We start from the raw sequence: 22,637 nt of genomic DNA, 5'->3' as shown, positions 1-22,637 counted from the left end.
TATGTCTGATCACATTTTTGATGTGCGGATCACCGACACCTCGCTGCGCGACGGTTCGCACCACAAGCGTCACCAGTTCACGCCTGCGGAGGTCGCGGCGATCGTGGCGGCGATCGACGCCGCCGGGGTGCCGGTCATCGAGGTGACCCACGGTGACGGCCTGGGCGGATCGAGCTTCAATTACGGGTTCTCCAAGACGCCCGACCAGGAGCTGATCAAGCTCGCGGCGCAGACCGCCAAGGACGCCAAGATCGCCTTCCTGATGCTGCCCGGCGTGGCCACCAAGGAAGACATGAAGCAGGCGCAGGGCAACGGCGGGCAGATCTGCCGGATCGCTACCCACTGCACCGAGGCCGATGTCTCCATTCAGCATTTCGGCCTGGCGCGGGAGCTGGGTCTGGAGACCGTCGGGTTTTTGATGATGGCTCACACCGTCTCCCCGGAGAAGCTGGCCGCCCAGGCCCGCATCATGGCTGATGCCGGCTGCCAGTGCGTGTACGTGGTGGATTCGGCCGGTGCGCTGGTGATGGAGGGTGTTCGCGATCGGGTGGCCGCGTTGGTGGCCGAGCTCGGTGATGACGCCCAGGTGGGTTTCCATGGCCACGAGAACCTGGGGCTGGGCGTTGCCAACTCGCTGGAGGCGGTGCGTGCCGGCGCCAAGCAGATCGACGGCTCGGTGCGCCGCTTCGGTGCGGGCGCGGGTAACGCCCCGGTGGAGGCGTTGATCGGGGTGTTCGACAAGGTCGGGATCAAGACCGGAATCGATTTCTTTGACATCGCTGATGCCGCAGAGGAAGTGGTGCGCCCGGCGATGCCGGCCGAGTGCGTGCTGGACCGCAACGCACTGATCATGGGCTACTCCGGGGTGTACTCCAGCTTCCTCAAGCACGCGGTGCGTCAAGGTGAGCGTTACGGCGTGCCGGCGCATGAGTTGCTGCACCGGGCCGGGCAGCGCAAGCTGATCGGTGGCCAGGAGGACCAGCTGATCGACATCGCCCTGGAGATCCAGCGGGAGCGGGCCGCGAAATAATCGCGGCATGACCACACGGTGCCATCCGCTGCGAACTGGACCAGGAATCTGCTGTCTGCTGCTACGCGTCGTTGTTGTAGATGGCCGCGATGGCTCTTTCGAGATGACGCCGTAGTTCGTCTGGTGTCGTCCGATTTTGTGCGATCGCCAGGAGGTTTGTGAGCCACACATCGGCGACAAGTGCAGCGACTTGGCGGACGTGTTCGTGGCTGGCGGGATCTTGGTGGTTCAACGCGTCGGCAAGGATCTCCACCAGGCCTTCCCGCACGGCCGTGGCTCTGCGGGCGGCCGAACCGGCGGCGTGTAGGTAGGCGCGTGCCACGGCTTCGGCAAATCGCGGCGTCAACGACATCTGTTCGGTGAGGGAGGCGACAACGATGATCAGCCGACGGTAGGGATGGGCTGGGCGCAGCGGAGCCAGTGGCGCCGAGGCTTTGAAATTGCTCAGCCAGGTGTTCAGGCAGTCGACCAGCAGGTCATCTTTCGAACAGAAGTGTTGGTACACAGCGGTGGGGGATACGCCGGCTGATTTGGCGACGGATCTGATGTGCACCGACTCGTAGCCGTTGGCTGCCTGTTGAAGGGCGGCCCTTGCGATCCGGCCTCGCTGCTCTGATGGCCTGGATCCGATCACTGGGTCATTCACGGACTGTGCTCCTGGATTCTGGTGATCGTCGTCGCGACCGCGCGGAAAGGCTATGACTCCGGCGAATCGGACCGTTGACGAATTCTCGTTCACCGGAACAATTTTCGCCGGCCGTTGCTGCCTTGCCGGGGTGAAGCCGAGGTCGACGCGCGTCGGCGGAAGGTGGCCGCTGAACCACGGCGAACAATCGTCTGCCGCGCCGGCGGGCTAAGGTCTGGCTCATGCGGGTTTACATCCCGGCGACGCTGGCCATGCTGGCCCAGCTGGTCGCCGACGGCTCACTGCGTCCGGTCAGCGGGACGGCGTTCGCGGTGACCCCGGCGCTGCGGGAGGCCTACGCCCACGGCGATGAGGACGAGCTGGCCGAGGTCGCGCTCGCCGAGGCGGCGCTGGCGTCCCTGCGGCTGCTCGGTGCTGCCGCGACCGATCCGGCTGCCGAGAAGCTGCCGGTTCGCCGGGCGGTGCTGGTCGCCGAAGTCGAGGGCGTCACGGTCCGCCCCGACCTGGACGCCGCCGTGGTCCGGCTGGCGGGTCCGGTGGCATTCACCGACGTGGTCGCGGCGTATGTGGACAACGCCGCTGCCGAGCCGGCTGTACGCGCGGCGCTGGCGGTGATCGACGACGCCGATCTCGGAGACGAGGACGCCGAGCTGACAATCGGCGACGCCCAGGACCACGACCTGGCCTGGTACGCCACCCAGGAGCTGCCGTTCCTGCTTGACCTGCTCTGATGCCGCCTGAGCTAGGTTACGGTACCGTAGGTTCATCCATCCGGTAGCGAACAGGGACATCGTCGTGAGCAAAAAGCAATCGGCCATCGTCGCGCGGCTCGGCGACACCAAACGGGCGACGGCCGCGGGGGCCGAGCGGCATCCGGCGTGGAACGCATTACGTCGCCTCGCCACGCAGATCACCACGCCGTTGCTGCCGGATGACTATCTGCGGCTGGCTAACCCGTTGTGGTCGGCCCGCGAACTGCGCGGGCGCGTGGTGGAGGTCCGGCGGGAGACCGCGGATTCGGCGACGCTGGTCATCAAGCCCGGCTGGGGCTTCCAGTTCGACTATCGGCCCGGTCAATACATCGGTATCGGCCTGCTGGTGGACGGGCGGTGGCGCTGGCGTTCCTACTCGCTCACGTCGGCGCCGGTGAGCGGCGCCCGCACCATCGCGATCACCGTCAAGGCGATGCCGGAGGGTTTTTTGTCCAGTCACCTGGTGGACGGCGTTGCGGCCGGGACCATCGTGCGACTGGCCGCCCCGCAGGGGGAGTTCGTGTTGCCCGATCCGGCGCCGGCCTCGGTTTTGTTCCTCACCGCGGGATCGGGGATCACCCCGGTCATGGCGATGTTGCGCTCTCTGGCCCGGCGGGGCGACCTGGGCAACGTCGTTCACCTGCACTCGGCCCCGACCGCGGCAGACGCGCTGTTCGCCGATGAGCTGGACCGCCTGGCGCAGGACAATCCCGGTTACCGGCTGCTGCTGCGCAGCACGCGCGACCAGGGCCGGCTGCAGCTGCGTGGCCCGGAAGCCCTCGACAGTGCGGTGCCCGACTGGCGGGAGCGTCAGACCTGGGCGTGCGGGCCGGCGGCGATGCTGGGCGACGCCGAGCGTCTCTGGTCGACCGAGGGGATCGCCGAGCGCCTGCATGTCGAGCGGTTCTCGGTGGCGCGTACCGGGGCGGTCGAGGGCGGTGGCACCGTCACCTTCGCTGCCAGCGGGAAGAGCGTCGCGGCGGATGCGGCAACCACTCTGCTCGAGGCCGGCGAGGGCGCCGGAGTGCTGATGCCGTTCGGATGCCGGATGGGCATCTGCCAATCATGCGTGGTGACGCTGGTGTCCGGGCAGGTGCGGGATCTACGCACCGGTGTCGACCACGAGGCCGGCACCCGGGTGCAGACCTGTGTGAGCGCCGCGGCCGGCGATTGCCAACTGGACGCCTGACGGTTACCCGCTGGTAACCTACGTTGACGTAGGTTACGATAGCGTAGGTAAAAACGGTAGAGTGTTTCCTGGAGGAAGTTAGATGGCGGTAACCGACGTCGAGGTGTTTGCGCACCTCAGTGACGCCGATGTGGCGAACCTCGCTGCGGAACTGGACGCCATTCGCCGAGACGTCGAGGCCAGCCGGGGCGAGCGCGACGCGCGCTACATCCACCGCACCATCGCGGCTCAGCGACTGCTTGAGGTGACCGGTCGGGTGCTACTGGCGGCCGGGGATCGGCGCTGGGCGCGCTGGACCGGTACGGCGACCCTGGCCGTGGCCAAGGTTGTCGAGAACATGGAGATCGGCCACAACGTCATGCACGGCCAGTGGGACTGGATGAACGATCCGGAGATCCATTCCACCGGTTGGGAATGGGATATGGCCGGCTACTCCAAGCACTGGCGCTTCACCCACAACTTCGCCCACCACAAGTACACCAACATCCTCGGGATGGACGACGACGTGGGCTACGGCCTGCTAAGGGTCACTCGCGACAATCCCTGGAAGCGCTTCAACATATTCAACCTGTTCTACAACGCCATGTTGGCGATCGGGTTCGAGTGGGGTATCGCGTTGCAGCACTTGGAGATCGGCAAGATCTTCAAGGGTCGCAACAACCGCCAGGCGATATTGGTGCGGCTGCGGGAGTTCGGCGGCAAGGCCGGCCGGCAGGTGTTCAAGGACTACATCGCGTTTCCGGCCCTGACCTCCTTGTCGCCCCGCGCATCGTTCGCCTCCACGGTGAAGGCCAACGCGATCGCCAACGTGATTCGTAACGTGTGGGCCAACGCCATCATCTTCTGCGGCCATTTCCCCGACGGCGCAGAGAAATTCACCAAAACCGACATGGCCGGTGAGTCGCAGGGGCAGTGGTACCTCCGGCAACTGCTGGGAAGTGCCAACATCGACGCCGGGCCGGCGATGCGGTTCTTCAGCGGCAGCCTGTCGCACCAGATCGAGCATCACCTGTTCCCCGATCTGCCGAGCAACCGCTACCCCGAGATCGCCGAGCGGGTGCGAGCAGTGTGCGAGCGCTACGACCTGCCCTACACCTCCGGGCCGTTCCTGGTGCAGTACGGCAAAACCTGGCGCACCATCGCCAAACTGTCTCTGCCGGACCGCTTCCTGCACGACACCTCCGATGATGCGCCGGAAACGCGCAGCGAGAAGATGTTCGCCGAACTCGGGCCGGGATTCTCGCGGGTGGATCCGATGACCGGGCGCCGTCGCGGTCTAAAGTCGGCTATCAATGCGGTGCGGGGCTGGCGCAGCGGCCGGCAGGCCGAGTTGGCCGCCTGATCCGGCGGAAGCCAAAAGCGACCGGTCAGCCCTCGCGCAACACTGTGAGCAACCGGCGGGCCGCCGCGACCCGGCGCTGCGCCGCCCCCGTCAGGTTGTCCAGCGCGCATTCGGGATCGGCGGGCGGACCCAGATGGCCGCAGCCGCGCGGACAATCGGCGATGGCCTCGGCCAGGTCGGAGAACGCCAGCAACACGTCGTCGGGCGCAATATGGGCCAGGCCGAACGAGCGAATCCCCGGGGTGTCGATCACCCAGCCGGAGTCCGCCAGCCGCAGGGCTACCGACTGAGTGGACGTATGCCGGCCCCGGCCGATGTCGGTGACCCGCCCCACGGCCCGGTCAGCATCTGGGACAAGGCGATTCACCAGCGTGGATTTGCCGACACCGGAGTGGCCCAACAGCACGGTCACTTTCGACTCCAGTAGGGGAGCGACGGCGTCGAGCGGGTCGTCGCGGCCCGCGGTCACGATCGTGAGGTCCAGGTCGGCGAATTGACCGGCGAACGGTTCCGGATCGGCCAGGTCGGTCTTGGTGAGGCACAGAATCGGCGCCAGGCCTCCGGCGTAGGCGGCGATCAGGGCCCGTTCGACCAGACCGGTCCGTGGCGGCGGGTCGGCCAGCGCCACCACCATGAGCAGCTGATCGGCGTTGGCGACCACCACCCGCTCAGTGGGGTCGGTGTCATCGGCGGTGCGCCGCAAGACCGTTCGCCGGGGTCTGCGTCGCACGATCCGGGCCAGCGTGTCCGGCTGCCCGGACAGGTCGCCCACCACGTCGACGCGGTCGCCGACCACGATCGGGGTACGGCCCAGCTCGCGGGCCCGCATCGCGGTGACTTGCCGGTCGGCCGGATCCCCGTCCAAAACGCAGCCCCAGCGGCCGCGGTCCACACTGACGACCATCGCCGAACGGGCGTCGGCGTGCCCCGGGCGGATTTTGGTGCGCGGCCGCGATCCGCGGCCGGAGCGGACTTTGACGTCGGACTCGTCGTAGTCCTCCGGCTTCAAGCCCCGGCTCCCGCATCGGCGAGCATCTCGGCCCACATTCGGGGAAACGCCGGCAGGGTCTTGGCGGTGGTCTCGATGTCTTCGACCTCCACGCCGGGCACCCTTAGCCCCAGAATCGCACCGGCGGTGGCCATCCGATGGTCGGCGTAGGAGTGCCACGTCCCGCCGTGCAGCTCGGTGGCGGTGATCACCAGGCCGTCGTCGGTCTCGACGGCCTGGCCGCCCAACCGGTTGATCTCGGTTGTCAGCGCCGCGAGGCGGTCGGTCTCGTGGCCGCGCAGATGCGCGATGCCGCTCAGCCGCGACACCGACCCGGGATCGGCCAAGGCTGCCAGCGCAGCCACCGTCGGGGTGAGCTCGCCGACGGCCCGCAGATCCACGTCGAAGCCGCCGTAACCGTCTGGGCCCTGCACCTCAAGGTGCGCGTCGGTGTGGCTCACCCGAGCGCCGGTGGCGCCGATGATCTCGATGATGGCCGCGCTGGGCTGGACGCCGACGGCGGGCCAGCCGGCGATACGCACCCGTCCTCCGGTGACCACGGCGGCAGCCAGGAACGGGGTGGCGTTGGACAGGTCCGGCTCGATGTCCCAGTTGCGGGCTGCCGCCGTCGCCGGCTCGACCCGCCAGCGGTTCGCGGTGGCGTCGTCCACGTCGATACCGGCCTGGCGCAGCATCGCCACCGTCATCGCGATGTGCGGCGCGGACGGCAGGCTCGCCCCGGTGTGCACCACGGTCAGCCCGTCGTCGAACGCCGCCGCAGCCAGCAGCAGGCCGGAGACGAACTGCGAGGACGCCGAGGCGTCGATCGCCACCGTGCCACCGGCCACCGACCCGGTGCCGTGGACCCCGAACGGCAACCCGTCGCCGTCGACCGCGATGCCCAGGCTGCGCATCGCATCCAACAGTGGTGCAATCGGGCGGGCCCGGGCCTGCTCGTCCCCGTCGAACGTGACGGTGACCGTGCCCAGGGCGGCCAGCGGAGGCACGAACCGCAGCACGGTACCTGCCAAACCGCAGTTCAACCGGATGTCCGGCTCGGGGTCGATCTTGCCGCTGACCGTCACGTGGTGCGCCACGGCCTCGACGCGCAGGCCCAGCGCCCGCAGTGCGTCGAGCATCAGGTCGGTGTCGCGGCTGCGCAGGGCGCCGGACAGGGTGGAGACACCGCTGCCGCGATCGGCCGCCAGTGCGGCCAGGACCAACGCCCGATTGGTCTGCGACTTCGAACCGGGCACGGTCACCGTCGCGTCGATAGCAGCGGTAGGCGTAGGCGCCGGCCAATTCATCACGGTCTCATCCTGCCAGCGTCGGACCGGGTCGCTGATATCGGCGCGCGGTCGGGCCGCCGCCGGCGGGGGTTGCCGGCGTGCCATGTGCTGTCCGCGTTGCGCCACCAGCACGCCGATGCCGCGCCAGAGCAGGTCATGGCGCGGCATCGATAGGGGTGGGGGACCGATCGCGGGGCGTCGCGATCGGCCCAGGAGCTAGGGGGTCAGCCTCCGGCCGGGGGACGTCCGACCACCATCGGCCGGAACCCGTAACGCGGAGTGCCGAAGGCACCGAAGCCGCCGCGGCCGGCACCGCCGGCGCCCGCCATTGGAATTCCGCCCATTGTGTGGGCGGCGCCACCGGCCCCGGCCGCGCCTGCTGCCCCCAGGCCGCTGAGCTGCGCCGTTGCGGCTTGGGTTGCGGCCGCGGGCACGGCAGCGGCCCAGGTCTGCGGCACCGAGAGCGGTCCCACCAGCGAGGCCTTGCCGATGGTGCCCGAGATACCGGCACCGAGGCCCTTGGCCGCGCCTTCGGCTGCTTTGGCGGCTCCTTCGGCGAGCTTGGAAGCTCCTTCGGCGACCTTCGCCACGGGGAACATCGAGTGGGACAACCCGTCGATGTCTTTGAAGGTCGTGGTGAACAGGCGGGCCGGCGACACCATCCGGATGAACATGTCCATCGGGCTCGACGCGCTCAGCGTTTCCGACCCGGTCAAACCCCGCATGAAGTCGCCGAGCACACCGTTGAAGGTGATACTCGACCCGTCCAGGGTGAACGGATTCTGCAAGTCCTCGACGAGACCGGACAAGGCCGGGCCGGCGAGGTTGCCCAACCGGCCGGGCAGCGCCGTGGTCAGGGCGGTCAACGTGTCGGCGTCGGTGGCGGTGGCCGATCCGGCCGCCAGCGCAACCGCGGCCTCCTGTGCCGCCACCCCGGCCGGGTTGACGGTGGGTGCCGGCGGCGTGAACGGCGGCAGCGTCGTCGCGGCCGCCGACTGGCCGGCGTAGCTGTACATCGTGGCGGCGTCCTGCACCCACATCTCGCCGTAGGCGGCTTCGGTGGCCGCGATCGCCGGAGTGTTCTGTCCGAGGATGTTGGTCGCCAGCAGCGCCATCAACGTCTCGCGGTTGGCTTCGACCACCGCCGGCGGCACCGTTGCGGCAAACGCCGCGTCATGAGCCGCCGCCGCAGCACCAGCCTGCGCTGCCACCTGCTCGGCCTGGGCGGCCGCCCGGTTCAGCCATTCCAGGTGCGGCGCAAACGCGTTCGTCATGGCCGCTGCCGCCGGGCCCTGCCACTCAGCGGTCAGGTCGGCCAGCGCCGTCGTGTAGCTCGCGGCCGTCGAGTAGATGCCCGCGGCCAAGCTCTCCCAGGCCCGCGAAGCGGCCCACAGCGGGGCCGAGCCGGCGCCCGCGTACATCAACGCCGAGTTGATCTCGGGCGGCAACATGCCGAAATCCATTGCGTTGCCTGCGCTTAACCCAGAGCGGCCGCGTTGGCGGCCTCGGTGGCGGCGTACGACCCGGAGCTGATGCTCAGCACGGTCTCCAACATCTGCTGCATGGCAACAGCACGTGCACCGACCTGCTGGTAGAGCTCGGCGTGTGCGGCGAAGCTGGTGGCGGTCAGAATGGACACCAGGTCTGCGCCCGCCGGAATGATCTGGGTCGTCGGGACCGCTGCAGCTGCGTTGCCGGCCTCCATTTCCGCGGTTATCGCCTGAAGCTCGTGGGCGCTCGCAGCCAAGACCTCCGGCTGCGCAACAACGGTCGACACGTCTTACTCCTCCTTGCCTGCACGGGAGTGCAGGAACTTGCGGGAAACTTGCAGAACACTGCCAGCGTAAGCACCTGTACGGGGGCCTGAAAAGCGCTCACACTCGTTGTTCACCGCGAAGGATCGAATGTTCATCGGCCAGGCTTAGCCGTCGATTCGATGACGCCTGCTGTTCATCTTCCACGCCTGCCGTTAACCGTTTCGTTTCGCGGTCGCGACCGCACCGGGCAGCTGTCACCATGGAAGCATGTGCGGGCGTTTCGCGGTGACCACCGACCCGGCGATGCTGGCCGAGCGGATCGGCGCGATCAACGAAATCCCGGCGGAGCGCTACGCCGGGCCGAACTACAACGTGGCGCCCACCGACGACGTGATCGCGGTGGTCTGCAGGCACGGCGAACCCGGTGACCGGCCGACGCGGCGCCTTCGACAGATGCGCTGGGGTCTGGTTCCGCCCTGGACCCGGGCCGGGGCCGACGGCCGGCCGGCCCCCGGGGGGCGGTTGCTGATCAACGCCCGCGCGGACAAGGTCGCCACCGCGCCGGCATTTCGGGCAGCCGCGGACCATCGGCGCTGTCTGGTGCCCATGGACGGCTACTACGAATGGCGCACCGAGTCCGGCGGTCCGGCCGGCCGCAAAGCCCGCAAGACCCCGTTCTACATCCACGGGGACGGCGCGACGCTGTTCGCCGCCGGGTTGTGGTCGGTGTGGCGACCGCACAAGACCTCCGAGCCGGTGCTGAGCCTGGCCGTCATCACCACCGACTCCGTCGGCGACCTGGCCGGCATCCACGACCGGATGCCGGTGTTGCTTGCCCAAAGCCATTGGGATCGTTGGCTGGACCCCGACAGTGCGATCGATACCGGGCTTTTGACCTGCGGACTTGAGGCACCGAGGACGGTGCTGCGCCAGGTCTCGCCGTTGGTCAACAGCGTCGCCAACAACTCGCCCGACCTGATCGCGCCCGCCGCGCCGCAACCCGAGCAGGGGTACCTGCTGTAGCCCGGGAGGAACGACGCTCTGAACGCAGTTACCGTGGAGGCCTTTTCCGATCCGCGCACGACAGTGTTATCAATGAAGCATGACCGACTTCCGGCCCGCCGAGCGGCGCGGCGGCGGGTCTGGCGGCACTGGGACGCCGCGAGTGCTGGTCGTCGAGGACTCCGAGACAATCCGAGAGATGGTCGGCGAGGCGCTGTCCGATGCCGGCTACGTCATTGCCACGATGCCGGACGGGCACGGGCTGGAGCACGTGCTGGACGACTTCCGGCCCGACTTGGTGGTACTGGACGTCATGCTGCCGGGCCGCGACGGCTTTGCGCTGATGGACGTGATCGTGAAGCGGGGCGAAGCAGCGGTGCTGCTGCTCACCGCTCGCGGTGGGCTCTCCGACCGGCTGCGGGGGCTCGAGTACGGCGCCGACGACTATGTGGCCAAGCCGTTCGAGCTCGCCGAGCTGGTTGCCCGCGTCGGCGCGGTGCTGCGCCGCAGGGGGCGCCTGCCGTCGGCGCTGAATGTCGGGGACCTCACGATCGACGTCGAGGCCGGGGCGGCTTCCCGGTCAGGCGCACCCTTGAACCTGACCGCCACGGAGCTGCAGGTTCTGGTCTTTCTGGTCGAACAGCGCGGCCGCATCGTCAGCGCCGGCCAGATTCTCACCGCGGTATGGGGCCAGGAGGCCGAGGACCCGGACCTGGTTGAGGCTCACCTGGATGCATTGCGCAGCAAACTCGAGGCGCTGGGACCGCAGATTCTGCACGCCGTGCGGGGAATGGGTTACCGGCTGGAGATTCCCGGCTCATGACCGCCACGCCATCGCTGCGGCACCGGCTGACGGTGATGGTGCTGGCACTGCTCGCCGCGCTGATGGTGGCGATGGGGCTGGTGATCGACGCCACGTTGACGGCGTCGAACACCCGCAGCCTCAACGAGCGGTTGGCGTCGGCACTGGCTCGCGCCGATTCTCTGGTGGCAATGGGGATTTCCGCGGAGAAGCTGGCGGAGCAGCTCAATGGGGGAGTGGTCGCGGCGCTGGTGGTGACCGCGGACGGCCCTGCCTACGGCAACCCGGCGATCGATCCCGGGTTGACCGCCGGGGCATTGCGCTCTCACCCGCCGATGGAACCCGACGATTCCGCAGCGGTGCGGGTGCATTCCCTGGCCAACGGCGATCGGGTGATTCTGGTCGCCGACACCACCGAGGCCGACGAGACGTTACAGCGGTTGCGGCGCTTGATGATCGAAGCCGGCCTGGCCACGCTGGTGTTCGCAGCGGTGTTGCTGGCGGGGATGAGCCGGATGCTGCTGGCACCGCTGGACCGGCTCACCGATCTGGCGCGCGATATCACCACCGGCGACCGGGGCAGGCGCCTGCGTCCGGACCGTCCGAAGACCGAACTCGGGAGGGCAGCAGAGGCTTTCGATGACATGCTCGACGAGCTGGAAGCCTCCGAGACGCGAGCGCAGCTCGCGGCCGAGGGTGCCCGGCGTGCGGAGGCCGCGGTTCGCCGATTCCTGGCCGATGCCGCTCACGAGCTTCGTACCCCGATCGCGGGCATGCAGGCCGCCGCGGAACAGATCGCCGGCTACGTCAGCCAGCGGTTGTCGCACGACCCACTCGAGTCAGACATCGGACGTGAGCCCGAGTTGCTCCGCCAGCATCGTCGGGCCACGCTGCTGCTGACCGAGGCGCGGCGGGCCACCCGGTTGGTCACCGACATGCTCGACCTGAGCTACATCGATGCGGGACTGCCTCTGGAGCTCGTGGAGACCGACTTGGTCGGGATCGTCGAGACGCAGATGGATCGTGCCGCGTTGCTGGCGCCGCAGCTGAGTCTGCAACGCAGCGGCCTGGATTCGGCGACTGTTCGGGTCGACCCGATGCGGGCGGCGCAGATCCTGTCCAACCTGCTCGACAACGCACGCCGCTATACGCCGCCCGGTGGTCGGATCGCTGTCGAGGTCGGCCGCGCTGACGGAGGGGTCGAGGTGCGGGTCACCGACACCGGTATCGGGGTGAGTGCCGACGACGCCGAGCGGATCTTCGATCGGTTGGTGCGTCTGGACAGCGACCGCGGCCGGGACCACGGGGGGGCCGGTCTCGGGCTGCCGATCGCGCGGGCATTGGCGGTCGCGCACGGCGGGACGCTGACCTGTCTACCTCACAACGGTGCGGGCGTGACCTTCCTGTGGGTCCTCCCGGAGGGTCGAACCGGCCCTATCTCCGACACATCTGCGTGAACATCGACAGCATCGCCCTATCGGCCGCCATCCGGTCAGTGCCGCAGGGTCAGGGCTGCACGTATCCCGGGGGATTGACGGCGTCGACCCACAGGTCGACTCCCAGCTCGCTTCCGGGCACGCAGTCATAGACCGAGAGGTCGGTGACGCCGGACTCCACCAGTACGTCCTCGCACAACAGGGAATTCCCGGTGTAGTCAGCCGGCTTGGTCACGACGGCGTACGCGGCGTCGGCGTAGATCTGCGGGGTACGCGAGCGGGCCATCGCCGCGTCCCCGCCGAGCAGGTTCTGCACGGCCGCCGTCGCGATCATCGTGCGCGGCCACAGCGTGTTGGATGCAATCCCGTGCCCGCGCAGTTCCTCGGCCATACCCAGCGCGCACAGCGTCATCCCGAACTTGGCCATCATGTATGCGGTGGGCCTGAGCCATTGGGGTTCCAGCCGGATCGGCGGGGACAAGGTCAGGATGTGCGGATTCTCGCGGTTGATCATGTGCGGGATGCAGGCCTGTGACACCGCGTAGGTGCCGCGAACCTCGATGCCGTTCATCAGGTCGAAGCGCTTCAGCGGAACCTCGAGGATCGAGCCGAGGTTGATCGCCGAGGCGTTGTTCACACAGATGTCGATGCCGCCGAACCGCTCGACGGTGGTCGCCACCGCGGCTTCCACCGCGTCCCCGTCACGGATGTCGCCGACGATCGGCAGCGCCTGCCCGCCCGCCTCTTCGATCTCGGCGGCCGCGGAGTAGATGGTGCCGTCGAGCTTCGGGTGCGGTTGCGCGGTCTTGGCGATCAACGCGATGTTGGCGCCTTCGCGTGCGGCTCGTTTGGCGATCGCCAGGCCGATGCCACGGCTGGCACCCGAAATGAACATCGTCTTGCCGGAGAGTGGGCCGGAGGTGGGCATGGCTGTCAGCCTATGCCGCGGCGGCAAAGTGGTGAAGCGGGTCTGGCCACGGGCGCCAGGAGACGTAAACTCACCAACGGCAGATGCTGAGGCCCGCGGCGGTAGGAGAAGCTACCTCGCCCGGGAATTGCTGGTCGGCCGATCGCCGGTGCCGTGAAATGGGGTGGTCCGCGTGGATGCCGATGAACTGGATGCCCAGCGGGACTCGGCAGGGTCCGAGTTGCTCGCCGACGCTGGAGATCCCGCCGTCCTACGTCCGCTGCTGAGCCGCGAGGGCATTCTGGAAATGGCCATCGATTTCATCGATCGGCACGGGCTGTCGAATTTGACGATGCGGCGCCTGGGAGCGGCCTGCGGGGTTGAGGCGATGGCGCTGTACCGCTATGTGCATGGTCGCGGGGATCTGCTCACCGGTGTGGTCGACCACATCATCGACCGGCTCTACGCCGACCAGCTCGCGGCGCGGCGTCAGGAAGACGGCTGGCAGGACTACCTACTCCGGCTGGCGCACGGCGTCCGCGCGATTGCACTCGATCACCCGGAGGTCTTTCCGCTGGTCGCCACCCAGGCCCCGGAGGCGCCGTGGGTCCGGCCGCCGCTCCGCAGCCTGCGCTGGATGGAAAGCTTCCTGGACACCCTGATCTCCTATGGATTCGACGACGACGCCGCGGTGTCGGCCTACCGTTCCTACACCACGTTCCTGATCGGTCACCTGCTGCTGGAAGTGTCCGCCCGGGGTGCCCAGCTGCACCCCGACGTGGAGATCCTCGAGGACGGCCCGCCGCCTGGGCGCGCCCTGACCGATTATCCGCACCTGCGGCGGCTGCAGCCGAGGCTGTCGCAGGACCGCAGCACCGCCGAGTTCGATGAGGCGCTGGAAGCCATCCTCGATCGCCTCGAATCGTTGGCTGCCCGAAGCTGATTCGGCAGATCGCCACTCAAAAGGTTTACGTCGTAAACATCGTGGGCATGCCTCATGTTGCACCGTCACGGTGTTGCACCGTCACGAGGGAGGAGTTTCACGATGGGGCTGCAAGACAAGGCGAAAAACGCTGCCCAGGACGTCACCGGCAAGGCCAAAGAGGCTGCCGGCAAGGTCACCGGCGACGACAAGCTCAGGAACGAGGGCAAGGCCGACCAGGGCAAGTCCAGCCTGAAGAAGGCCGGCGAGAACGTCAAGGACGCCTTCCGGGACTGATAAACGCCGAGCCGCCGTCCCGCGCACCTGCGATGGTGCGCGGGACGGCGGTGCTGTACGGGTGGGGGCGATGCCGCGGCTCCCCTTCCGGGCAGGGCTGGGCGTCGCGTTTACAACGTAAACAAACGGGCGTACCTTCGAGCAAATGCTGTCTGGTTTACGACGTAAACTCTGCCGCTACGCGGCGTGGCGCCCTAGCGAACGTCGATCGCGGCGAGCGCCCGCTCGCGGCGCCGGAACGCGGCCCGGTGGCGCGTCCGCACGGCAGGAGGCGCCGGCCGTACCGGCGGACTGCGCCGCCGATGAAGCCGACGAAGTCCACGTGCTGGTGGAGCGTCGCGGCTCGGCGTTGCTGATCTGCGCTGCGGGCAGCGTCGATGCGTCCAACGTGGCGGTGTGGCGTCGGCTCGTCGGCGAGGCCGCCGGGGTCGCAACTCCGCCCGGGCCACTGATCATCGACACCAGCGGACTCGAGTTCATGGGGGTCTGTGCCTTTGCGGTCCTGGTGGAGGAGTCGGCCAGTTGCCGCCGTCGTGGTATCCGGCTGTGCCTGGTCAGCAGTCAGCACATCGCCTCCCGCGTGGTCGCGGCGGCGGGCCTGCACACCCACTTCTCGTTCGCGGCGACGGTTGAGGATGCTTTTGGCGGCGCCTCAAGCGAGGATCCCGGCCCGGTGCTGGGAGGCTGAGGACAACCGCCGGTATTCCGACCCGTTGGGCCTTGCTGCCGCGGGAATGAGCGCCACGGTTCACGGTGTTGAGTTACACAGTTGGTGTGGTCGCCACCCGTGACTGTCGCTCACGGCCCTAGGATCGGAAAGGAGTCGGCGATGTCGACGGCGATTGGCCTGCTGGAACGCGAGGCGCCGGCAGCGCTGATTGTGAGCATCGCGACGGAAGGGATCTCGGCGATACAGATGGCAGACGGTGAGAGTGCGGTCGGTACCGGAACTGACGCCGCGTCGCAGTCGAAGGCCCCGGTGCGTTCCGGGGAGACCGACGAGCAGCTGACCGCCCGGTTCGAACGCGACGCGATCCCGCTACTCGATCAGCTCTACGGCGGTGCGTTGCGGATGACGCGCAACCCTGCCGATGCCGAGGACCTGCTCCAGGAGACCATGGTCAAGGCGTACGCCGGGTTCCGCTCGTTCCGGGAAGGCACCAACCTCAAGGCGTGGCTGTACCGCATCCTGACCAACACCTACATCAACGGCTACCGCAAAAAGCAACGTTCGCCCGCCGAATACCCGACTGACGAGTTCACCGACTGGCAGTTGGCGTCCACCGCCGAACACTCCTCCACGGGACTGCGTTCGGCCGAGGTGGAGGCGCTGGAGTCGCTGCCCGACACCGAGATCAAAGAGGCCCTGCAGCAGCTGCCCGAGGAGTTCCGGATGGCGGTGTATTACGCCGATGTCGAAGGGTTCCCGTACAAGGAGATCGCCGAGATCATGGATACACCGATCGGCACGGTGATGTCGCGGCTGCATCGCGGCCGACGACAGCTACGCGGTCTGTTGACAGACGTCGCCCGTGACCGCGGATTCATCCGCGACGGCCAGGCTCCCGAGGAGGTGTCGTCGTGACCGAGCGCTCGCGGGACTGCGACACGCCGCCGGTTGCCGGCGAATCCGGCACCGACTGTTCGGAAGTGATCGCCGAGGTATGGACCTTGCTGGATGGGGAGTGCACGGCCGAGACCAGGGCTAAACTTCGCCGGCATCTGGAGGAATGCCCGGGTTGTCTGCGGCACTACGGGGTAGAAGAGCGCATCAAGATGCTGATCGCCCGCAAGTGCAGTGGAGACAAGGCGCCGCGTCGGCTCTACGAGCGGGTGCGGCTGGAGATCAGCCGGACCACCATCGTGCACCGGGACGGCTAGTCGAGGTGCTCAACCGCAGCAAGCCCGGCCGGGGGCCGGGCTTGCGGGCAGCTAGCGGATTAACGCTCTAGATCTAGGCGTTGGGTCGCTTGCCGTGGTTGGCTTTGCTGTGCTTGCGGTCGCGCTTCTTGCGTCCACGCTTTGCCATGATTGACCCTCCTATACTCCGGCTGGACAGTCTCTCATATGGTCCGGCGTGGCGCGGTGGCGGCCCTGGGAACCAGGCTGGCCGCCGCGCCGTCCGTAATCCGGCCGTGATCCGTCAGTAGAAGCTCCGCGCACCGGCCAGGGTCTGCGGCACCAGCGCCGGCGGCGCCGGGGAAGCCGGCGGGGCCTCGAGCGCCGGTGTCACCGACATCGGTGAGCCGGGCGGCGTCAGGGAACTGACATCGGTCGGCATGATCGAGCCCACCCCGGGGATCACGCGGTTGAGCATCCCGTTGAGCACCTGCAGGAACGAGTTGGCGGCGTTCATCCCGGCTGCTGAGCTGCCCGGGGCCGCTGCGCCGGGGAGACCGCCGGGCAGGCCGCCGGGCAGGCCCGGCAGGGCGGGGCCGCCGAGCGGCGCAGGCATCGGCATCGGCATGGGCTCGTCGATGAGTCCCGGGACGGCTTTGGCGGACGCGATCCCAAATCCGAGGGTGGCCAGCGACATCGCGGCGGCACATACCACGGTCAGCCGTACCCTCGGCTGTGCTAAACGGTTTACAGACAACGCGTTACTCCTCAAGTTCGGTCTCGACTTGTGCCGCGCCACGGCGATTTCGTCACGCGTTAAAAACACTCGAGTAACGGTGCTATGCAAATGTCACAGGAGAAACACGACACGATCACGGATCGAACTCTCTAAATCCTCTTAATTATCTTGGAGTCTGCTTAACCGGGCGCGCTGCCCGTCGGTCGGACGGGTTGTGGTTCGATAGGGCCTAGGCTTTTCAGATCGACAATGGTCGACTGGGTGATGAACGAGGTGAAGATGGCCGAGGACGTTCGGGCGGAGATCGTGGCCAGCGTGCTCGAAGTCGTGGTCCGCGAGGGCGACCAGATCAGCGAAGGCGACACCGTGGTGCTGCTGGAGTCGATGAAGATGGAGATTCCGGTGCTGGCCGAGAGCGCCGGCACCATCAGCAAGGTCGCAGTGCAGGTCGGAGACGTGATCCAGGCCGGCGACCTGATCGCCGTGATCAGCTGACCGCAGCGGGCCCGAACGGCGCTACGTAGTCAATGTCCACACTCGGTGACCTGCTCGCCGAACACACCGTGTTGCCCGGCAGTGCGGTGGATCACCTGCACGCCGTGGTCGGGGAGTGGCAACTGCTGGCGGATTTGTCCTTCGCCGACTATCTGATGTGGGTACGCCGTGAGCCGGACCCCGTCGGCGCGCTGGTGTGTGTGGCGCAATGCCGGCCCAACACCGCGCCCACGGTGCTGCTCAGCGACGCGGTCGGCACCGTCGTGCTCCCGGACTGGATGCCACTGGCTGTCGCGGCCTTCGAGTCTGGCGTGATCGGACGGGAAGGCATTGCCGGACAACCCAATATGGAAGCGGTGCCGGTCCGCCACGGCGATCGGGTGGTGGCGGTGCTGACCCACCAGACGGCGTTGACCGGCGGCCGGGCATCCAGCCGGCTCGAAGCCGCCTACCTCGACTGCGCCGCTGACCTGGTGCACATGCTCTCCGAGGGCACCTTTCCCGACGTCGGCGACATCGCGGTGTCGCGTTCGAGCCCGCGGGTCGGCGACGGTTTCATCCGGCTTGCGGTGGACGGCACAGTCCGCTACGCCAGCCCGAACGCGGTGTCGGCCTATCACCGGATGGGCCTGGCCGCCGAGCTGGCCGGTCATGACTTGGTGGCCGTCACCCGGCCGCTGATCTCCGACCCCTTCGAGGCCCACGAGCTGGCCGAACATGTGCGCGAGTCGCTGTCGGGGGGATCGAGCATGCGGTTCGAGGTCGACGCTGCCGGAGCGGTGGTGCTGCTGCGGACCCTGCCGCTGATCGTGCACGGCCAGCCGGCGGGTGCAGCGGTGCTGGTTCGCGATGTCACCGAGGTGAAGCGCCGCGACCGCGCGCTGCTGTCCAAGGACGCGACCATTCGTGAGATCCACCATCGGGTCAAGAACAACTTGCAGACCGTGGCGGCGCTGCTGCGGTTACAGGCCCGCCGCACCGCCAGCGCCGAAGGACGCGAGGCGCTGCTGGAGTCGGTTCGGCGGGTGTCGTCGATCGCGGTGGTCCACGAGGCACTGTCGATGTCGGTCGATGAGGTGGTGAACCTCGACAAGGTGATCGACCGCATCCTGCCGATGATGAACGACGTTGCCAGCGTGGATATCCCGATTCACATCGCTCGGGTCGGGTCGGTCGGCTCGCTGGACGCCGACCGCGCCACAGCGTTGATCATGGTGATCACCGAACTGGTCCAGAACGCCATCGAGCACGCCTTCGAAGCCGATGCGGACCGGCGCACCGTGACCATCTGGGCCGAGCGTTCGGCGCGCTGGCTCGACGTGGTGGTTCACGACGACGGCCATGGACTGCCCGAGGGGTTCCGGCTGGAGACCTCCGACCGGCTCGGACTGCAGATTGTCAACACGCTGGTGTCGGCGGAACTCAACGGCAAACTGACCGCCCAGGACGCGCCGGGAGGCGGCACCGAGATGGTGCTGCGCATCCCGGTCGGCGGTCGCCGGCTCCGCCAGGCGTTGTGAGGGCCTGGCCCGAGGCACAAAAACGCGGCCCCGACTAGGTCGGGGCCGCGTCATCGTCTGAGGGGTCAGACCCCGCTGCGGGCCCGGGTCCGGGCGTTGCGGCGCTTGAGAGCACGCCGCTCGTCCTCGCTCATGCCGCCCCACACGCCGGCGTCCTGGCCGGTCTCCAGCGCCCAGGTCAGGCACTCGGTGACAACCGAGCAACGGGTGCAGACCTGCTTAGCGGTAGCAATCTGAGCGAGAGCCGGCCCGCTGTTTCCCACCGGGAAGAACAGCTCCGGGTCCTCGTCGCGACAGACCGCCTTGTGGCGCCAATCCATAGGTCTCCAACTCCTTAGCTTGGGCGCAGCAGGGTGCGCCATGCTTTTCGACTGTTATAAGCGGCGCAAGAAATGATTACGGCTTGCATCCGATCGCTCGATCGTTTCACAGCCTGGACAGATGTCAAGGGTGCTCTTTATCACGTGGCCCAGGTCACGTTTGCGCGGGGCTGCCGCCAGCCCCGCGGGGCCCATGTATTACAGTGGACACACCTGTGCGCTTATCGACCGAGCCGAGGGTTATCTCCGCAGGTCAGCCGGATTCTTCTGCCGGGGGAGCGACGACGTCCAACGCGTCGGGGACCGCGCGGAACGTCATGGAAGATCGCAATCCGAGGTATTCGCCATCGATCTGCGTTGCGATCGGCGTGTCGCCCGCATCCACCCGGAGCACAGCCACGTCGTCGTCACGGATGAGCTGTTTGGCGCGCAGCTTCGGCCGTTTCGACACCATCTGCCGCACCAGCCTCAGCGTGGGTAGAACCTTCATGCTGGTCGTCGCGAACACCCCCATCCCGGCTTCGAAGGTGGTGCCGGGATTGGTCCACACGCTGCGCGCGTCGGCGTAGGTCCAGGGCGCGCAGTTTGAGACGAAGACGAAATGCACGCCTTCGACCGGCGCCTCGTCGCCCAGCTGCAGTGTCAACGTCGGCGCCCGGCGGGTGCTGGCCAGGACCACGGGAACCGCCGCGCGGATATAACGCAACGGCGTGACGGCGTGGCCCTTCTCGCGTTCGGCTTCGACCGCGGCCACCACCTCGCCGTCGAGACCCATCCCGGCGTTGAGCACCGACCACCGCTCGCCGCAGTCGATCAGCCCGATACGGCGCCACCTGGGCCGGCCGTCCGGCACATTGATCAGGTCGATGAGTTGGTTGGTGGCGGCGATCGGGTCGGCCGCGATGCCCAGCGATCGGGCGAACACGTTGGCCGACCCGCCGGGCACCACCGCCACCGCCGGCAGACGCGCGGGCGCCGGGGATCCGGGCAACCCGAGCAGGCCGTTGACCAAGTCATGCACCGTCCCGTCGCCGCCATGAGCGATGACCAGGTCGATGCCGTCCCGGCAGGCGGCCTGACCGATCTCGACGGCATGACCGCGGTAGTCGGTGTGCACCACCGTCAGGTCGAGTCGGCTCTTGAGCGCGTGGGCCAGCAGATCCCTCCCCGCAGCCGTGGTGGACGTGGCATTCGGGTTGACGATCAGCACGGCACGCACGGGGTACCAGTGTATGGGCATCGGCACCAGGGGCCGGGGTGGTTACGCTGGCGGCGTGAAACCCGCCGTTGAACAACCACGCGCCGTGTTCGCAGCGGGCCTGATCGTTGCGGCACAGGGCGCGGCCGCATGGATCGTCGCGGCGACGCTGGTGCTGCGGGCGCTGGCCGGAGCGGATCAGCACGCGGCCAACGGTTATGGCACGGCGGCGTGGTTCGCCCTGATCGGTGCCGCGGTGTCGGCGGCCGGCTGGGCGCTGTTGCGGGGCCGCCGGGCCGGGCGCGGCGTCGCGGTCTTCGCCAACCTGCTCCTGCTGCCGGTCGCCTGGTACCTCGGGGTCGGCTCGCACCGCTGGGGCTACGGCGTGGCGGTGGCGGTGGCGGCACTGACGGTGCTGGCGGCGCTGTTCAGTCCCGCGGCGCTGCGCTGGGCGGAACGACACCCATAGCCGACAGGATCGTGCCGAACTTCGTCGCGGTTTCGGCCAGTTCCTCGTCCGGGTCCGATTCGGCGACGATCCCGCCGCCGGCATGGGCCAGCGCGAATCGCCGGTCGGCGGAGAGCTGCGCGCAGCGGATCGACACCACCCACCGGCCGTCGCCCGCGGCGTTGCACCAGCCGACGGCGCCGGCATAAAAGCCCCGGTCGCCCTCCACCTCGGTGATCAGCTCGACCGCCGCGGCGGTCGGCACCCCGCCGACCGCCGCCGTCGGATGCAGGGCCAGCGCCAGGTCCAGCGCGGTGGTGCCCGGGTCGCGCAGCCGGCCGGTGATCGGGGTGTTGAGGTGCCACACCGCGGCAGTACTGCTCAGCTGCGGCACCGGAGCCACCTCGAGGTCGGTGCACAGTGGCCCGAGGGCGGTACGCAGCTGGTCGACCACCAACTGATGCTCGTGGCGGTTCTTGCCGGAATCGGCCAGCGCAGCCGCGTTCGCGGCGTCCACGGCGGGGTCGGGGGAGCGTGGTGCCGAACCCGCGAAAGGCCGGCAGGTGATGCGGGCGCCCTCGCGGGCCACCAACAACTCGGGACTGGCGCCCACCAGGACGGTGCCGGCGTAGTCGCCGCCGGCCGCGCTCAGGTCCACCAGGTAGCCATAGCCGCTGGGATCGGCGGCCATCAGCCGCCGCAGCACGGTGCCGGCATCCACCGGGGCGTCGGCGGCCAGACGCAGACCGCGGGCCAGCACCACCTTGTGCAGCGGATTGCCCGGTGCTCGCAGTTCATCCAGGGCCCGGCGAATGCGGTCGCGGTGCACCTCGGGTTGCGGAAGCTGCGCGGCGATGCGGATCGCCGGCAGCGCGGCGCCGGGCCCCGGCGCCCGGGCATCGGCGCATCGCAGTCCATCCGGGACGAACAACGCCGCAGCAGCATCCGAGCGAAAAGGCAAGGCGCCCACCACTATGGGTGCCACGCCCGACCGCAACGCCGCCTGGGCCGCGGCGACGTCTGCGAATCCGGTTGCCACCGCGTCAGCCGACACGGTCCCCGACGGTCCGGACAGCACGAATGCCGGGGTGCTCACGCGCGCGCTTCCGGCGCGCTCAGCCCCAGTGCCACCAGTTGGCGCACGCCGTGCTCGAACCCACAGACGGCTAGCGACGCCGCGCTCATCGCAAACCTCGCGCCATCGGCCAACGGCAGCTCGAGCCAACGGGTGATCACCGCCCGGGAGAAATGTCCGTGCCCGACGAACACCACGTCACGCGTGGCCAGCTCCCGCAGCGCCACCGCGACCATTCGGTCGGCGCGGTCGCTGACCTGCGTCACCGTCTCACCGCCGGCACTGCCGTGCGTCCAGATCAGCCAGTCGGACTCGGTCTGGCGGATCTGCGCGGTGGTCAGCCCTTCGTAGCGGCCGTAGTCCCACTCGGCGAGGTCGTCGGAGATAGCGTCGACGTGCAGTCCTGCCAGCTCGGCGGTCACCTGGCTACGCCGGCGGGGGCTGCAGACGACCAGGGGGTTGGACAGGGCGAGCTCCGCCACGAGCGCACCGACGGCCACGGCTTGTCGCCGGCCCACCCCGGTCAACTCGAGATCGGTACGCCCGGTGTGCCGACCGCTTCGGGACCACTCGGTTTCACCGTGGCGCAGTAGCAGAAGTCGGTGCTCCTCGATCCCCACGCCCGTCGATTCTGCCCCACGAAG

Annotated in this window: 27 protein-coding genes; 15 read left to right on the top strand and 12 right to left on the bottom strand. The window is 68.3% G+C overall.

Features of this window, described 5'->3' with window-relative positions:
• Position 1 precedes the first annotated feature (1 nt).
• Complete coding sequence (gene dmpG, locus G6N14_RS11820; protein ID WP_163787145.1) at positions 2-1,030, top strand: 4-hydroxy-2-oxovalerate aldolase; 1,029 nt, start codon at positions 2-4, stop codon at positions 1,028-1,030.
• 61 nt (positions 1,031-1,091) lie between these two features.
• Here dmpG and G6N14_RS11815 read toward each other — a convergent pair whose 3' ends face one another.
• Positions 1,092-1,769 (bottom strand): TetR/AcrR family transcriptional regulator, encoded by a 678-nt coding sequence (locus tag G6N14_RS11815; RefSeq protein ID WP_163787143.1) that lies wholly within the window; start codon positions 1,767-1,769, stop codon positions 1,092-1,094.
• Positions 1,770-1,897: 128 nt separating this feature from the next.
• Here G6N14_RS11815 and G6N14_RS11810 point away from each other — a divergent pair, with 128 nt between their 5' ends.
• From G6N14_RS11810 to G6N14_RS11800, 3 genes are all read left to right on the top strand, one after another.
• The gene (locus tag G6N14_RS11810; RefSeq protein WP_085133975.1) at positions 1,898-2,407 is read left to right on the top strand and encodes a DUF6912 family protein; all 510 of its coding nucleotides are present in this window, start codon (positions 1,898-1,900) and stop codon (positions 2,405-2,407) included.
• Positions 2,408-2,471: 64 nt separating this feature from the next.
• Positions 2,472-3,617 carry a ferredoxin reductase gene (locus G6N14_RS11805; protein WP_085133974.1) on the top strand — a complete coding sequence of 382 codons (1,146 nt, stop codon included), beginning with the start codon at positions 2,472-2,474 and terminating at the stop codon, positions 3,615-3,617.
• Positions 3,618-3,699: 82 nt separating this feature from the next.
• On the top strand, positions 3,700-4,959 hold the full coding sequence (locus tag G6N14_RS11800) for a fatty acid desaturase family protein (RefSeq protein ID WP_085133973.1): 1,260 nt from the start codon (positions 3,700-3,702) through the stop codon (positions 4,957-4,959).
• A gap of 25 nt (positions 4,960-4,984) precedes the next feature.
• On the opposite strand, the gene rsgA is transcribed toward G6N14_RS11800, so the two are convergent.
• From rsgA to G6N14_RS11780, 4 genes are all read right to left on the bottom strand, one after another.
• On the bottom strand, positions 4,985-5,968 hold the full coding sequence (gene rsgA, locus G6N14_RS11795; protein ID WP_085133972.1) for a ribosome small subunit-dependent GTPase A: 984 nt from the start codon (positions 5,966-5,968) through the stop codon (positions 4,985-4,987).
• Positions 5,965-7,257, bottom strand: coding sequence for a 3-phosphoshikimate 1-carboxyvinyltransferase (aroA, locus tag G6N14_RS11790; protein WP_109559658.1), 1,293 nt, complete (start codon positions 7,255-7,257; stop codon positions 5,965-5,967). Before aroA ends, rsgA begins: the two co-directional genes overlap by 4 nt.
• Before the next feature lie 203 nt (positions 7,258-7,460).
• Positions 7,461-8,699 carry a PPE family protein gene (locus tag G6N14_RS11785; RefSeq protein WP_085133971.1) on the bottom strand — a complete coding sequence of 413 codons (1,239 nt, stop codon included), beginning with the start codon at positions 8,697-8,699 and terminating at the stop codon, positions 7,461-7,463.
• Positions 8,700-8,713: 14 nt separating this feature from the next.
• The gene (locus G6N14_RS11780; RefSeq protein ID WP_085133970.1) at positions 8,714-9,013 is read right to left on the bottom strand and encodes a PE family protein; all 300 of its coding nucleotides are present in this window, start codon (positions 9,011-9,013) and stop codon (positions 8,714-8,716) included.
• 247 nt (positions 9,014-9,260) lie between these two features.
• On the opposite strand from G6N14_RS11780, the gene G6N14_RS11775 reads away from it, so the two are divergent.
• The 3 genes from G6N14_RS11775 to G6N14_RS11765 all read left to right on the top strand — a co-directional run bounded on the left by G6N14_RS11775 (position 9,261) and on the right by G6N14_RS11765 (position 12,254).
• Positions 9,261-10,016: an SOS response-associated peptidase gene (locus G6N14_RS11775; RefSeq protein WP_085133969.1), complete on the top strand. Its 756-nt coding sequence runs from the start codon at positions 9,261-9,263 to the stop codon at positions 10,014-10,016.
• Positions 10,017-10,095: 79 nt separating this feature from the next.
• Positions 10,096-10,818, top strand: coding sequence for a response regulator transcription factor (locus tag G6N14_RS11770; RefSeq protein ID WP_085133968.1), 723 nt, complete (start codon positions 10,096-10,098; stop codon positions 10,816-10,818).
• Positions 10,815-12,254: a sensor histidine kinase gene (locus G6N14_RS11765; protein ID WP_179960834.1), complete on the top strand. Its 1,440-nt coding sequence runs from the start codon at positions 10,815-10,817 to the stop codon at positions 12,252-12,254. Before G6N14_RS11770 ends, G6N14_RS11765 begins: the two co-directional genes overlap by 4 nt.
• Before the next feature lie 49 nt (positions 12,255-12,303).
• Here G6N14_RS11765 and G6N14_RS11760 read toward each other — a convergent pair whose 3' ends face one another.
• Positions 12,304-13,161, bottom strand: coding sequence for an SDR family oxidoreductase (locus G6N14_RS11760; protein WP_085133967.1), 858 nt, complete (start codon positions 13,159-13,161; stop codon positions 12,304-12,306).
• Between the two features lie 286 nt (positions 13,162-13,447).
• Between G6N14_RS11760 and G6N14_RS11755 the strand changes: the two genes are divergently transcribed.
• The 5 genes from G6N14_RS11755 to rsrA all read left to right on the top strand — a co-directional run bounded on the left by G6N14_RS11755 (position 13,448) and on the right by rsrA (position 16,240).
• On the top strand, positions 13,448-14,083 hold the full coding sequence (locus tag G6N14_RS11755; protein ID WP_109559657.1) for a TetR/AcrR family transcriptional regulator: 636 nt from the start codon (positions 13,448-13,450) through the stop codon (positions 14,081-14,083).
• Between the two features lie 102 nt (positions 14,084-14,185).
• Positions 14,186-14,359, top strand: a complete 174-nt coding sequence (locus G6N14_RS11750; protein WP_085133966.1) for a CsbD family protein — start codon at positions 14,186-14,188, stop codon at positions 14,357-14,359.
• 322 nt (positions 14,360-14,681) lie between these two features.
• A complete protein-coding gene (locus G6N14_RS11745) occupies positions 14,682-15,047 on the top strand; it encodes an anti-sigma factor antagonist (protein WP_234808779.1) in 366 nt (121 codons plus the stop codon).
• A gap of 228 nt (positions 15,048-15,275) precedes the next feature.
• Positions 15,276-15,944, top strand: coding sequence for a sigma-70 family RNA polymerase sigma factor (locus tag G6N14_RS11740; protein ID WP_234808780.1), 669 nt, complete (start codon positions 15,276-15,278; stop codon positions 15,942-15,944).
• Positions 15,941-16,240, top strand: coding sequence for a mycothiol system anti-sigma-R factor (rsrA, locus tag G6N14_RS11735; protein WP_085133963.1), 300 nt, complete (start codon positions 15,941-15,943; stop codon positions 16,238-16,240). Before G6N14_RS11740 ends, rsrA begins: the two co-directional genes overlap by 4 nt.
• 73 nt (positions 16,241-16,313) lie before the next feature.
• Here rsrA and G6N14_RS21475 read toward each other — a convergent pair whose 3' ends face one another.
• Together G6N14_RS21475 and G6N14_RS11730 are read right to left on the bottom strand one after the other, a co-directional pair.
• Positions 16,314-16,388 carry a 50S ribosomal protein bL37 gene (locus G6N14_RS21475; protein ID WP_011728008.1) on the bottom strand — a complete coding sequence of 25 codons (75 nt, stop codon included), beginning with the start codon at positions 16,386-16,388 and terminating at the stop codon, positions 16,314-16,316.
• Positions 16,389-16,502: 114 nt separating this feature from the next.
• Positions 16,503-16,895: a hypothetical protein gene (locus tag G6N14_RS11730; RefSeq protein WP_085133962.1), complete on the bottom strand. Its 393-nt coding sequence runs from the start codon at positions 16,893-16,895 to the stop codon at positions 16,503-16,505.
• A 321-nt stretch (positions 16,896-17,216) separates the two neighbouring features.
• Here G6N14_RS11730 and G6N14_RS11725 point away from each other — a divergent pair, with 321 nt between their 5' ends.
• Together G6N14_RS11725 and G6N14_RS11720 are read left to right on the top strand one after the other, a co-directional pair.
• A complete protein-coding gene (locus tag G6N14_RS11725) occupies positions 17,217-17,432 on the top strand; it encodes a biotin/lipoyl-binding carrier protein (protein ID WP_085133994.1) in 216 nt (71 codons plus the stop codon).
• A gap of 32 nt (positions 17,433-17,464) precedes the next feature.
• Positions 17,465-18,952, top strand: coding sequence for a two-component system sensor histidine kinase PdtaS (locus G6N14_RS11720; RefSeq protein WP_085133961.1), 1,488 nt, complete (start codon positions 17,465-17,467; stop codon positions 18,950-18,952).
• Positions 18,953-19,017: 65 nt separating this feature from the next.
• Here G6N14_RS11720 and G6N14_RS11715 read toward each other — a convergent pair whose 3' ends face one another.
• Positions 19,018-19,272: a WhiB family transcriptional regulator gene (locus G6N14_RS11715; protein WP_046189156.1), complete on the bottom strand. Its 255-nt coding sequence runs from the start codon at positions 19,270-19,272 to the stop codon at positions 19,018-19,020.
• A gap of 253 nt (positions 19,273-19,525) precedes the next feature.
• The gene (locus tag G6N14_RS11710; RefSeq protein WP_085133960.1) at positions 19,526-20,491 is read right to left on the bottom strand and encodes a diacylglycerol/lipid kinase family protein; all 966 of its coding nucleotides are present in this window, start codon (positions 20,489-20,491) and stop codon (positions 19,526-19,528) included.
• A 55-nt stretch (positions 20,492-20,546) separates the two neighbouring features.
• Here G6N14_RS11710 and G6N14_RS11705 point away from each other — a divergent pair, with 55 nt between their 5' ends.
• Positions 20,547-20,939: a hypothetical protein gene (locus G6N14_RS11705; RefSeq protein WP_085133993.1), complete on the top strand. Its 393-nt coding sequence runs from the start codon at positions 20,547-20,549 to the stop codon at positions 20,937-20,939.
• On the opposite strand, the gene G6N14_RS11700 is transcribed toward G6N14_RS11705, so the two are convergent.
• Both G6N14_RS11700 and G6N14_RS11695 read right to left on the bottom strand, forming a co-directional pair.
• Positions 20,899-22,014 (bottom strand): isochorismate synthase, encoded by a 1,116-nt coding sequence (locus G6N14_RS11700; protein ID WP_085133959.1) that lies wholly within the window; start codon positions 22,012-22,014, stop codon positions 20,899-20,901. The two genes, G6N14_RS11705 and G6N14_RS11700, sit on opposite strands and share 41 nt — an antisense overlap.
• On the bottom strand, positions 22,011-22,613 hold the full coding sequence (locus G6N14_RS11695) for an acid phosphatase (protein WP_085133958.1): 603 nt from the start codon (positions 22,611-22,613) through the stop codon (positions 22,011-22,013). The genes G6N14_RS11700 and G6N14_RS11695 overlap by 4 nt, the downstream gene beginning before the upstream one ends.
• Positions 22,614-22,637: the final 24 nt, after the last annotated feature.

The sequence above is a fragment of the Mycolicibacter hiberniae genome, assembly GCF_010729485.1.
Classification (GTDB): Bacteria; Actinomycetota; Actinomycetes; order Mycobacteriales; family Mycobacteriaceae; genus Mycobacterium; species Mycobacterium hiberniae.
Note: the sequence above shows the minus strand (reverse complement) of the source record. Positions and strands in the feature narration are given on the sequence as shown.